Annotated in this window: 8 protein-coding genes; all 8 read right to left on the reverse strand. The window is 42.9% G+C overall.

Features of this window, described 5'->3' with window-relative positions:
• Window positions 1-14: 14 nt before the first annotated feature.
• The 8 genes from U2P89_RS02655 to U2P89_RS02690 all read right to left on the reverse strand — a co-directional run bounded on the left by U2P89_RS02655 (window position 15) and on the right by U2P89_RS02690 (window position 12,874).
• Window positions 15-1,481: an alpha-L-fucosidase gene (locus U2P89_RS02655; RefSeq protein ID WP_322190546.1), complete on the reverse strand. Its 1,467-nt coding sequence runs from the start codon at window positions 1,479-1,481 to the stop codon at window positions 15-17.
• 637 nt (window positions 1,482-2,118) lie between these two features.
• Window positions 2,119-3,954 carry a SusD/RagB family nutrient-binding outer membrane lipoprotein gene (locus U2P89_RS02660; RefSeq protein ID WP_322190547.1) on the reverse strand — a complete coding sequence of 612 codons (1,836 nt, stop codon included), beginning with the start codon at window positions 3,952-3,954 and terminating at the stop codon, window positions 2,119-2,121.
• A gap of 28 nt (window positions 3,955-3,982) precedes the next feature.
• Window positions 3,983-7,258: a SusC/RagA family TonB-linked outer membrane protein gene (locus U2P89_RS02665; RefSeq protein WP_322190548.1), complete on the reverse strand. Its 3,276-nt coding sequence runs from the start codon at window positions 7,256-7,258 to the stop codon at window positions 3,983-3,985.
• 303 nt (window positions 7,259-7,561) lie between these two features.
• Window positions 7,562-8,890, reverse strand: a complete 1,329-nt coding sequence (gene fucP, locus U2P89_RS02670) for an L-fucose:H+ symporter permease (RefSeq protein ID WP_322190549.1) — start codon at window positions 8,888-8,890, stop codon at window positions 7,562-7,564.
• A gap of 127 nt (window positions 8,891-9,017) precedes the next feature.
• On the reverse strand, window positions 9,018-10,787 hold the full coding sequence (gene fucI / locus U2P89_RS02675; protein ID WP_322190550.1) for an L-fucose isomerase: 1,770 nt from the start codon (window positions 10,785-10,787) through the stop codon (window positions 9,018-9,020).
• A gap of 55 nt (window positions 10,788-10,842) precedes the next feature.
• Window positions 10,843-11,826 (reverse strand): GntR family transcriptional regulator, encoded by a 984-nt coding sequence (locus U2P89_RS02680; RefSeq protein WP_322190551.1) that lies wholly within the window; start codon window positions 11,824-11,826, stop codon window positions 10,843-10,845.
• 208 nt (window positions 11,827-12,034) lie between these two features.
• On the reverse strand, window positions 12,035-12,256 hold the full coding sequence (locus tag U2P89_RS02685) for a DUF2795 domain-containing protein (RefSeq protein ID WP_019538324.1): 222 nt from the start codon (window positions 12,254-12,256) through the stop codon (window positions 12,035-12,037).
• 57 nt (window positions 12,257-12,313) lie between these two features.
• Window positions 12,314-12,874, reverse strand: coding sequence for a cob(I)yrinic acid a,c-diamide adenosyltransferase (locus tag U2P89_RS02690; protein WP_076931846.1), 561 nt, complete (start codon window positions 12,872-12,874; stop codon window positions 12,314-12,316).
• Window positions 12,875-12,889: the final 15 nt, after the last annotated feature.

Raw genomic sequence — 12,889 nt, forward strand, 5'->3', positions numbered from 1 at the left:
TATAGTAAAGTTTATTAATAGAGTTCAATATTGGGGATCACCGGACAGGCTTTCGAATCGGTGATATCTATTCTTATTTTTGAGGTTTTCACAGGGTTTATCTGCAAAATTCTTTTGTACCCGATGGTTGTAGCTTCGGACACTGTCTCCCATTCATCGTTGTTCCAAACTTCGACGCGGAACGATTTTATCCGTTGCCCTAAAGGGATATATTCTTGCAAGAGTACGTAGGAAACCGTTTGGGGTTCGCTGAATTCCAGTTCGAAACTACCCGTCGCTACATCGTCGTCCGTCGTCCAATAGGTTTCTTTATCTCCGTCAATCAGATTTTCAGGAGAAAATTGAGACGATTTACCTCTATAACTGCTTGCTTTAGCTGTTGCTCCGATTGCCAGGTTATTCGAAAAAGCCTTGTTGAGTAGTTCTCTGAAACCCTGAAGTGAACGGATATCATTCTCGTGGATCAGCCCTCTTCTGTCGGGTGGGACATTTAATAATAACACCGACCCTCTGCCTACTGAAGTAAGGTAGATATCGAACAGTTGTTCGGGTGTTTTTACAAGGGAATCTTCCTCTGCATGGTAGAACCATCCCGGCCTGATGGATACATCCACTTCGCCAGGGATCCAGTGGGAACCGTCGATGGAACCGGTGTTCAAAAGTTTTTGAATTCCTGCTTTTCCGGCGTATAAAGTATCCGGAGTGATGGTGTTCCAGTTGGTTTCTCCTGCATATCCACTTTCGTTTCCTATCCAACGGATGTCGGGTCCGGCATCACTGAAAAAAATAACCTGTGGTTGGATACCTCGTACCAGATCGAGCGTTGCCGGCCAGTCATAATATGTTTCACGGTCGATCCTTCGCATTTCTCTTTTTCCGCCGTAATAGCCGTCGCCACCGTTGGCTCCGTCAAACCACATTTCAAAGATAGGACCGTAACCGGTAAACAGTTCTTCCAACTGATTACGGTAGTAGGCAATGTATTCAGGGGTTCCGTAATCCTTATGGTTCCTGTCCCAGGGGGAAAGATATACTCCGAATTTCAGGCCATGCTTTTTGCAGGCATCGCTTACTTCTTTGACGATGTCGCCGTTCCCGTTCTTATACGGACTGTTCTTGACAGAGTGTTCCGCATATTCGGAAGGCCACAGACAGAAACCGTCATGATGCTTGCAGGTGAGGATCACACCTTTGAATCCGACCTCTTTCAAAACGGATATCCATTGGTCGGCATCCAGTTCGGTGGGATTGAAGATGGAAGGGCTTTCGTCGCCATATCCCCATTCCTTCCCGGTAAAGGTATTGGTCGTGAAATGAATGAAAGCATTCATTTCCATTTCGTGCCAGGCAAGCTGGTTTTTGGACGGCACCGGCAATACCGGAGCCGGCGGCTCTACACTTTTCCCGGGTTGACAGGCTGCCAGTAACAAACCGATAATGCAGGAAATCGGAAAGGTGATTGGATGGCTAATTCTTCTCATAATCTGTACTGTATAATGTGATATAATGTGCAATAAATTTCTCCTGTTTATGGGTTAAATATTGTATTTCAGGATTTAATGTTTGAATTAGAAGCTGTAGAGGCTTTTTACAACAAAAGTAAGAAAACTATATTTTATAATAGCGATTCTAATATCTACATCAAAAAGAGTGTCCGCTCTTTTTTGTAGAGTGTTTTAAAGATCAGTTTCTTTTGATTAAAAGAAAGAATTCCATTGAACCAAGCAAACCATACTGTGCTGTACTGTGCTGATACAAAAATAAAATAAAAAAGAGAAGTAAAAAAAGATTTTTATATGTTATGTAACATATTTTAGGGGGGGGACGATTTATGTCCGGTCTAAAGCCGACCAGCAGATTAAATGATAAACTTGTCAAAGAACTTATTGATTTCGCGGCAATTGCCGCATGGCTCTATGTTGAATTTTATAACGAACTATTAATACACCGAAAAGAAAAAATAATCGTACGAAAAAAGGGAATCGGAAGAATAATATATGGCTACTCTCTCCGACTCCCCTTTGGGTATCAATTGGTTGTATTTACTTCACCCGTTAAAAGCTTATAAAAAAATAACTTTTCTGACGGATGGCAATCTATATAATTCCTTTCTCCTGCCTAATCAATGTAAGTATCGCGATAAAAAGATTCAGAGGGACTTTTCACCCAGAAAATTGGTGAACTGTAATTGTCCTGAGCCTGCACTTTCTGATACTCTTCGGCATTCGTAGATTGTTCACTGGCCGGATAATGAGCCCGTTCTATCTGGGTCTTTGCCCGTATATCGAGAAGTGTTGTTACCGGTTCCAGCTTAGGACGACGTGTGCGGCGCAACTCCGTCCATAATTCATAAATACCGATCATGTTGAGATGAATATACTTTTGCTGCATAATTATCTCAAGTTTATCAGGTGCATTATTGTATTCATTTTTAATGAAATCAGCATATTGATCAATGACTGACTGATTCGGTTTCGCCGGGCTTAACACTGTTAAATCCACATCAGGGAAGTAATTTTTATCGGGATTATATGTCGACCGACCGTTATACCAGTACCAGAAATCAACAGAGTGTTTCACTGCATCGGCAACGTGGTCAGCTCCACTTTTCCCCGTACTTCCCAGATTGTTCAATGCCACTTCTGCCAGTAACAGATCCACCTCGGCACGAGAGGTCATATAAACGGGAGTTTCATTAAAAACAAGCGTCTTGAGATTATATTTCGACACGCTGTTCACACTGAGCATTACATCCAGGTTGTTGCGGTAAGAGCCGTTGTTCATCAGATAAGGGAATGACTTCATCAGGTTCCACTGTGCATCCGTTACGTCATCGGGTTTCGTAGCCGTATTATAATATGCTACCTGGGCTGCCCTGTAAGGTTCGTTCCGCTCATACCCCCTATCCATACGTATTCCGCGATAATCACCCCATTTGGTGGGCATAGCAATCACCGGTAGTCGCGGGTCGTCGGTACCCGGCTCGTACGCGTCGTTGCCACGATTCATACGTTTCATGATCACATTGGGAATAAAGTAACTGGTGAATCTTTCGATCATACCGCGAACCCATGTTTCACCTCCACCCGAAAGTGTGGCACTGAGCGTAGTGAAAGGCGGATCCCAGGTAAGGTCTGAGTTGGGAAGTGTACCTTTATTTATAATATCCTGGATATGTTCTTTGGCTTTCGCTTCGTCAACTCCCGATAACCGTACTGCATATTTTAGCCTGACAGCAGTTGCCCATTCTATCCATTTACTGATATCTCCGTTAAAAGCAAGATCCTGCTGTGTGAAAAGTGCTTTCGATTCGGCACTCATAGCATTATAAGAACTTTGTAATCTCTCGGTACACTCCTTTATATTATTGAGTCCCGCCACATAAATATCCTTAGGGTCATCGTATTTTACGAAAAATACACCTTCCACTCCTCTCAAAGCATCGAAGTAGGGGATACTGTTGAAAAAATCCACATTTCTTAAGAAAGCAAAGTCTTTGATGATTGTAACAAGATCATAATAGAGCTGATTTTCTTTCACAAAAGCTTCATCGCCCGTCTCAATCATGTTTTTCATCAATCCCCAGGGACGTAAGCGTTCATACATATGGTTGAAGTATGTTCTGGCATCATTCGTTTCATCGAACCCTCCTCCATTCAGATCAGGCCATGTGTTATAGATGGCATCGTAATTGGCGATCATGGGACGTACTCCAATCTGGGAATAAGCAGCTATTCCCCATCCGCCAAGTCCCCACCAGTATTCACCATAATCCTGGATGAAAATTTTCCACTGGTAAACCACATTACTAAACATACCCGGCATAAGCGTTTCTTCCGGTGCCTGGTATTGTTCGGGGTTATAAAACTGTTCATCCAGTTGTGATTGACATGAGCCAAACACAAAACCGAACAACACAAGTATGACAAATATTTTATTTTTTATTGTTTTCATTGTTATGTATAATTTAAAGGAGAAAAAATTAGAAACTGACATTCACACCAAATCCCCATGAGCGATGCATAGGAAAGATAGAGTATTCCAGATAGCTGTTTGTTCCCTGTAACGATTCGGAGTCGATATTAGGAATAGATTTGTGAAGATAGAACAGATTACGTCCGGTAAGGCTCAATGTCACTTTTTGTAAATGCATTCTTTCCGAAACTCTCTTCGGTAATGAGTAAGCTATTCCAATCTCACGCAACTTCACATAATCATTTTTATAGATGTAATCCGGTTGAAGATTATCCTGCATGTCGTGAATGAAAGTAGACCAATAAGTTGCTACCGGGATAATCTGGTCGTTTGCCACATAGTTATCACCATCTTTTTTCACGCCATTCAAGATCATACCGTCATGATAAACCCGTCCGTCTTTCGAATCGGAGGGAGCGGCAGCCGAATGATTGTCGAGACGTATTCTCCGTTCGGTATCTTTCTGTATATAATATGGAATACCTCCACTCGCCTCGTCACGATGAGCCAGAGTCTCTTTCACCGTACCTGTGCCGAGGAGATAATAGTTGGACATTGAAATCAAACGGCTACCGAAACTATAATCCAATCCTACGCGTACGCTGAAATTCTTATAATAGAAATCTGTTGCAACACCCCCGATAAGTGAAGGATTTACATTACCTACTGCCTTGAATCCGGTGTTTTTGTCGAGTTGATACAAGCCGTCCGATCCTACTATACGTTGTCCGTCAGGAGATTTAAGGTAATCGTAGGTCATAATTTCTCCTGAACGTTTTCCCGTCTCGGCCACCACTTGCCATCCGTTATTGGATGCCAGTATATGACGTGTGATTCCTCCATAAAGTTCTTTTACCTCAGAGAACTGATTGGCAAGGTTAAAGGTTACATCCCACCGATAGTCTTTGTGGGCTATTATTGCACCTTTCAACATAATCTCATAACCATGATTTTTTACCTGACCGGCATTGATTTTGATTCTGTTGTAACCGGTGGCGGAAGTCAATGGTATGCCCATAATCTGGTCATAAATTGTAGCATTGTAGTAGGAGAAATCAAGTTCCAGGCGGTTTTGCGGGAAAAAGCGCAAATTACCCCCGATTTCATACTCCCTTTTACGTTCAGGTTTAATATCTCCCGAGAAGAGTTCAAGGGGAGGTTCTACCCTTCCTGTATTCGTATTCGGGATAGTACTCAGGTTGTATTGACGCAGTGCAAAATAGCGGGTTGCAGGTCGTCCAACATCAGCCCATGACAGGCGTACTGTTCCGAACTGCAATTGAGGAATCTTAAAATCTTGGCTGAAATTCCAGTTAAACGAAACACCCGGGTAGAAATATGAATTGTTCCCTTTTGGAAGCGTGGAAGACCAGTCGTTACGACCCTGTATTTCAAGATAATAACGATCTTTCCAAGAGGCTGTTATCGAGGCGTATGCACTGTATAGACTTTCCTGTCCGCGTGCATGTCCTAACACCTTGCCACGCTCTCCTCCTCCGGGCCAATTGGGAGCATTGTTCAATGAATACCAATCGGGATACGACATATCTCCATAAGTGGAAGCATAAATATTATAATCTTTTATATTTTTAAACTCACCTCCGCCAAGTGCCGTAATACGTAATTCATCGTTTAAGAATGATTGATCGTAATGCAGATTTGCCCTCAGGTTATAAATGAAATATTGATCGGTATCAAACCGGTATCTTCCCCCTTTTACCTCCGGCTCTATCGCGGTTACCTTCTCTTTTTTGGTATAATCGGTCTGAGTGAAATCAAGTCCCGCATGTGTTACCAAGGCAATCAGCGGATGAAATTGGAACGTACCACGAACTGACGAAATCATGTGCGTTTTATCGTCCAAGTTCCTATTCTGGTTCTGATGCCATAGAATATTGGCTATTTGCGTTTGAGAACTTGGCAAACCCATTTCACTGAGATTAGCCCTATATCCATTGGAATCCAAATATTTACTGGCAATGGTTTGATAATCGTAATCCCTGTTAAATCCTGTACTCATTAAAGAGTAAATGTTCGGATAACGGTTATTGGTCTTGATTTTATAAAGATTGGAAGTAACCTCAATTTTAGCGAGCTCCGATACATCCATCTGTCCGGAAAAACTGAAAGTATGTCTTTTTTGCCAATGATTCTGCATGATACCATCAAAATTGTAATTGGTATAGGAAATACGCATATTCCCCCTTTCATTACCCCCGGCAATTGCCACTTGTAAACTATTGGTACTCCCCGTTTGAAAGAGGTCATTATAGTTATCGGGATAGGGTTCGTATTTTCGCGTTGATCCATCCCAATATGTGATGGTACGGCCGTCGAATCTTGGCCCAAAGTTCCTATAGTCGGAAACAATTTTGTTTTCGTTGACATCAAGGCTATATGCATTACCTCCTGATCCGTATTCGTTTTGAAAATCAATAAAACTTACCGGTTCTTCCCATGTGTGGTTGAGTGATAATGTTACACCCAACCCCCGTGTTCCTGCGCCTTTCTTGGTGGTAATTAATACTACTCCGTTAGCTCCGGCGCTGCCGTATAATACCGATGCTTTAGCACCCTTCAAGATTTCCATTGACTCAATATCTTCTGCGTTGATGTCGTTAATACCGGCACCATAGTCAAAAGAGTTGAACGGATCATAACCTCGTGTTTCCATACTTGACTCCTTGTCATAAATAGGCACACCATCCACAACAAACAACGGGCGTGTAGTGGAAGAAGACTCCAATTGTGTGGCACCGCGCACTTTGATATTAATACCTCCCGTGGGTCCCGATGAACTGGCCGTTAATCCTACCCCCGGTGCCTTACCGTAAATAGACGCGAGCGGATTTGTAGGAACACCGGCCATTACCAATTCGTCACCCTTTATGGAACTAACCGCATAACCTAGTGATTTTCTATCGCGTGGAATACCTAAGGCTGTGATAACAATCTCATCGAGTAATTCCGTATCGGACTCCAGTACAATATCAATCGTAGTTCTTCCATTCACCGGAACGAATTGAGTGGCCATTCCCACATAGCTGAACTGTAACGTTGCATTTCTCGGAACATTCCCCAATGTATAATTTCCGTCGATATCGGTCACCGTCCCATGCGATGCATTGCCCTGCACCGTAATCGTAGCACCGATCACCGCTTCATTGTTCACATCAGTTACCGTTCCGCTCACGGTAATATTCTGTGCAAACATACCAATTGATACTATCCACATACATGCGAATAGCAATCCTTTCCATTTAAATGATTTCTCTCTTTTCATTCTTTCTTCTTTTAAGGATTAATAATTCATAAGGTTTATTTTTATTTATTTAATTACAGGATATCTTTTCCTTTCGAAAAGATTCTTTATTTTTTTATATATTATATGTGACTACAACTAGTAACTCTTTTAATTGCATTCGATTTAACTTACTTATTTTAAAGTATTTAGCAATCAGTATTGGAAATTAATACATTTACACAGTACATTGTGGAAATTTCCACATTTTTATAAGTATGATTTCCAGCAGGAAGAACAAAAACTAACTCTTGTTATACTGTCATCATAGAAGTATTATCCATATTATGCGGTCATGTTTATTTTACTTCTGTTGTATGCCTGAGTACCATACCAGGCTACCACCACAAAACATATGAATGGCAGGATAAATGAAGCGTTTACCGCCGGGAAGGATACTCCTATGGTTCCCAAATCGATGATAGCTGCCTGTACCGGGGGTAGAACGGATCCTCCCAATATGGCCATGATCAGTCCCGCCGCACCGAATTTAGCGTCGTAGCCCATCCCTTTCAGGGCAATGCCGTAGATAGTAGGAAACATGAGCGACATGCATGCGGACACCGCTACCAGGCAATAAAGTCCCCAGATATTTTGAAAAAGAATAACGCCGAGTGTAAAGATTCCTGCGGCAATGGCAAATACGCGTAACATTTTTCCGGGGTCGAAGAATTTCATCAGATAAGTAGCGATTAAGCGGCTGACACAGAAAATGATCATCGCGGCAATATTATATTTTTGCGATAATACTTCTGCGGCCTGCTCTTCCATTCCCTGACCCATAAAAACGCGTGTACCATACTGGATGATAAATGTCCAGCACATGATTTGTGCGCCAACGTAAAAGAATTGTGCGATGACCCCCTGGCGGTAGTTTGGAATGGAGAAAATCCGTTTCAGGGTAGCGCCGAAATGGAGGCTTTTGTCTGCATCCCCGTTTTTCGGCATTCTCGCTATAAGGATAATCAGGAACATGGCAAGGACCACCAACCCTATAGCCAGATAAGGTGCGATCAGGATAGAAAGATCGGATTGTTTCATCGCCTCGAATTCCGGATCGGAAAGCACGGCCCGCTCGGCGGTACTCATGGGATTGAGCCGTGCCTGAATGAAGTTCATGGCGACGAACATTCCCATGAGCGATCCTATGGGATTAAATGCCTGGGCCATATTAAGCCTCCGGGTAGCATTCTCTTCGGGTCCCATCGTCAGGATATAGGGATTGGCACTGGTCTCCAGGAACGATAGTCCGCACGTGAGTACAAAATAGGCTGCCAGGAATGGATAGTAGTTACCTGACATCATCGCGGGGAAGAACAGGAATGCACCCGCGGCATATAGCGCCAGTCCCAACAAAATTCCTGCTTTATATGAAAACTTCTTTATGAATATGGCGGCAGGGAATGCCATGGCAAAATAGCCTCCGTAAAAAGCCAGTTGGACGAGCGCACCTTGTGTAACGTTCATTCTGAAAATTTTCGAGAACGCCTTTACCATGGGATTCGTAATGTCGTTGGCAAAGCCCCACAACGCAAAACAGACGGTAATGATGATAAATGGCAATAGATAATTGACTCCGTTGTGTTTAAGTAATGGAAGTTTCGTTTTATTCATCTTCTTTTTTATTTAACCATCCCTGACCATTATCTGACACCCTGTCCTTTCTCCGTTGGATTTTCACCAATTCAATTGCGGAGAAAGGAGCTGGAGGCAGTATATAAGTTGTTTGACCGTTGTATAATTATTTATAAATGGGGCCGAAATTCTTGCAGGCGCGGAAATCTGCACCTTCTTTGTCCATCCCGAAAGCATTCCATGCCGATGGACGGAAGATTTCATCTTCATCCACGTTGTGCATACATACAGGAATTCGAAGGATCGATGCAAGTGTGATCAGATCCTGCCCGATGTGTCCATAGCTGATGGCTCCATGATTAGCTCCCCAGTTGTTCATCACCGAATAGACATCCTTGAAGGATCCTTTCCCTGTAAGACGCGGAGCAAACCATGTCGTAGGCCATGTTTTATCTGTGCGCCGGTTGATAATGTCATGTACTTCGGGATCGAGATCTACCGTCCATCCTTCAGCTATCTGCAGGACAGGGCCTAAACCATCTACCATATTCAGCCGGGACATGGTGACGGGCATACCGCCTCTGGTAAGGAAGGTGGATGAATATCCCCCTCCACGGAAATAATCACGATTGGCCGGCGACCAGCTGGTAGCAGCAAGACAAGCTTTTGTCTCTTCTTCGGTAATGTTCCAAGGTTCTTTCAGGGCCGGCCTGCCGTCAAGATCCATTCTTCCTGTACCGTCGAGCGTGGTAGCTCCTGAATTGATCAGGTGTATAACGCCGTTGGCTGCTAATCCCGTAAGCTCTTTTCCGGCAACTCGTTTTACAGCGTCGGGACTCCAGTAAGTGCGTACATCTGAAAAAATCTGTGCTGTATTGGTCAGCAAATGCCCAAATAACATAACAACCGCATTCAGAGAATCGTTTTCAGTGGCAAATGTATAGGCTTCACGGATACCATTCCAGTCGAAAGAAGTAGTCAGTATCGTTTCACTGAAATCGCCGTTGGGCAGGAAATCAGTCCATTGGCGTTGTCCCTGGAATCCCCCGAAGATAGCATTGTGCCCGATCGCCTCTTCTTTGAAGCCAATTGCTTCGAGTTTCGGGTTGCCCTGCATCAGGTCACGGATGATAATGGTCATTTTTACCACAAACTCCCAGTCTTTGTCTTTTTCTTCCCGGCTCTTTTGTTTTTCCGGTCTGTTGAAATCGGCACCTTCGTTCACTTTACAATATCTCTCGGTCCATGCCATCGCTTTTTCGAACTCTTCGTGGTCATAGATCCCCTCCTGTATCCGTCGTAAGATTTCCGTGGAGTCGATCGACTCGTTGCGGACACCCAGGTATTTCTGGAAGAAATCCGGGTTGACCATCGAACCGGCAATACCCATCGAAACACTGCCGATAGAGAGGTATGATTGGCCTCTCATCGTAGCTACGGCCTGTGCTGCACGGGCAAAACGAAGGAGTTTTCCAGCTACATCTTCAGGGATGGTATTGTCCTGCAAGTCCTGCACCTCGTGCCCGTAGATACCGAATGCCGGTAATCCTTTCTGTGAATGGGATGCCAGCACTGCTGCCAGGTATACGGCACCGGGGCGTTCCGTCCCGTTGAAACCCCAGACAGCTTTAGGGTAGTAGGGATTCATATCCATGGTTTCTGAACCATAACACCAACTTGAAGTCACAGTAATAGTAGAACCTACACCTTCACGCTCAAATTTTGCTGCACAAGCGGCACTCTCACCTACCCGCCCGATGGTACCGTCGGCAATCACACACTCTACCGGGCTTCCGTCGCCATTCTTTAAATTCGTACTGATTAACCCGGCAACTGCTTTTGCCAGATTCATAGTCTTTTCCTCAAGGCTTTCCCTGACTCCTCCCTGACGTCCGTCGATGGTAGGACGGATTCCTATTTTAGGATATTTTTTCATATTCTTTTAGTTTTTAGTGGTTTCGTGCTGAACTGTGCTGATCACGGATAAAAAATTAAAGGGAATCCCGTAATATGATCTCTGTCGGTAAAAATTCCTGGACAGGATCTTCATTCATGACAAAATCGGCGGCCAGATTTCCCATTTTTTCCCAATTGACCCCTATACTGGCTATCCCGTTTTCTATCACTTCATAGAACGGATTCTCATTATATGCCAGTAACCCATAATCCCTTCCGGCTTTAAGTTGTTCCAGTCTCCCTTTCCTTATGATCGTAACCAGGTCTTCCTGTTTGATAACCAGATAAAACGCATTTTTAGAGATGATCGTTTTATCGGTAATCTCATCGATGATCTCAAAGGGCAGATTATTGTCGATGCAAAACTTACTAAAATACTCCTTGCTACTTTGTGGGTGTTTGTGATATTTATTAAATACAAAGAATAATTTCCTGTATTTTTTTAAACGGGTTTTTATTGTCTCCAAAGCCTTATAAAAGGCGGTGTCAAAATCCTGACAAACATAAGAATACCCGTTTTTATCGAATTTTCCAAAATCTATGAGCAATAGTTTCTTTTTATCAATTTTCGTCAATGCTTCGGAAAACTTTTCGTTGTGATAATTCATTACGAGGTAGCTGTTGTGCATGCCTGCGGAATTGCTTATTATCTGGTTGAAAAGATGCTCATTATACTGATGGAACCAAAGGTCGATCTCGTAGTATGAAGGGATCCTTTCCCGCAGTGTGTTGTACATTACTTCTTTAAAAGGGGTATACTCATCCAGTAACAATAATATGTTCTTGGTGTGTGATGCCACATAGTAATTTTTGCCATGTATGGAATCAATAATCCCTCTGCTTTTCAAATCAGCGAAAGCTTTGAAAACCGTATCGCGGGATAGGTGAAATTTTTGGCTTAACTCATTGATAGATGGAAGCTTATCCCCCACTTTCAATTCACGGGCAGCAATGGATCTTTGTATAAAATCCGTAAGTTGTTGTACTTTGGTGTTCTTATTGTTGAACTTTAATTCCATCGGTTTGAGCAAGCTATGCTGTGCTGTACTGTCCTGGTGCAAAAGTAGAATAAAAAAGAGAAGTGAAAAAAGATTTTTATATGTTATATAACATATATTTGAAATAAAATTATGGTGCAGATTTTCAACTGTTTACACATTTATCTAAAAAAGCATCCCGGCATGATCTGCCGGGATGCTTTTAAACCTGTTTTCACTACAATAAAGTCTAATACTCATCCTCGTTGAAGAAGAAATCTTCCTTACTTGGATAATCAGGCCAAATATCCTCAATCGATTCGAATATTTCGCCATCCTCCTCAATTTCCTGCAGATTTTCAATCACCTCCAGCGGAGCGCCCGATCGCTGGGCATAATCAATTAACTCATCTTTTGTAGCGGGCCAAGGAGCATCTTCTAATTTCGATGCCAGTTCAAGTGTCCAATACATTGATAATATATTTAATTTGTTATTTATGCAATTTTTTCGCAAATGTATAAAAAGTTTTTATATATCCCCTTGTTCCCAAAATATTTCTTCCGAGGTTTTGTTACTTTCATACCTTGCAAATACAAAAAAGTAATCTGAAAGCCGATTCAGAAAAATCAGCACCTCTTCTGCAACGGGAAATTTTTCTGCTACACGGTACACATTCCTTTCCGCACGACGGGTCACGGTACGGCATATATGAGCCCGGGCAGCCGCCTCATTACCTCCCGGCAATACAAACCGGTCCAGTCGTGGCAAGTTCTCGTCGATAATATCGATCTGCTCTTCAATACGGACTATATCCCTTTCTGAAATGATACTGGCCGGTTTTGGGTCTTTGCTCTCAGTCTCTGTTGCCAGATAGGATCCCACGGTAAAAAGTTTATGCTGGATATAACGGAGAAAGTCGCGATGCTCCTCTTCTTTCACTGCACAATTCAACCACCCTACATAGCTGTTCAGCTCATCTACCGTACCGTAAGCATCGAGGCGGATATGTGTTTTACTCACCCGCATCCCTCTTACCAATGAGGTAGTTCCTTTATCGCCGGTTTTGGTATATACTATACTTTTTTTCATATTTCTATTTTCTAT

The sequence above is a fragment of the Proteiniphilum sp. genome, from assembly GCF_034331125.1.
GTDB lineage: Bacteria > Bacteroidota > Bacteroidia > Bacteroidales > Dysgonomonadaceae > Proteiniphilum > Proteiniphilum saccharofermentans.

Coding starts and splice junctions, on each gene's coding strand:
- U2P89_RS02655 (WP_322190546.1), bottom strand. CDS start 1,481: ATGAGAAGAATTAGCCATCCAATCACCTTTCCGATTTCCTGCATTATC.
- U2P89_RS02660 (WP_322190547.1), bottom strand. CDS start 3,954: ATGAAAACAATAAAAAATAAAATATTTGTCATACTTGTGTTGTTCGGT.
- U2P89_RS02665 (WP_322190548.1), bottom strand. CDS start 7,258: ATGAAAAGAGAGAAATCATTTAAATGGAAAGGATTGCTATTCGCATGT.
- fucP (WP_322190549.1), bottom strand. CDS start 8,890: ATGAATAAAACGAAACTTCCATTACTTAAACACAACGGAGTCAATTAT.
- fucI (WP_322190550.1), bottom strand. CDS start 10,787: ATGAAAAAATATCCTAAAATAGGAATCCGTCCTACCATCGACGGACGT.
- U2P89_RS02680 (WP_322190551.1), bottom strand. CDS start 11,826: ATGGAATTAAAGTTCAACAATAAGAACACCAAAGTACAACAACTTACG.
- U2P89_RS02685 (WP_019538324.1), bottom strand. CDS start 12,256: ATGTATTGGACACTTGAACTGGCATCGAAATTAGAAGATGCTCCTTGG.
- U2P89_RS02690 (WP_076931846.1), bottom strand. CDS start 12,874: ATGAAAAAAAGTATAGTATATACCAAAACCGGCGATAAAGGAACTACC.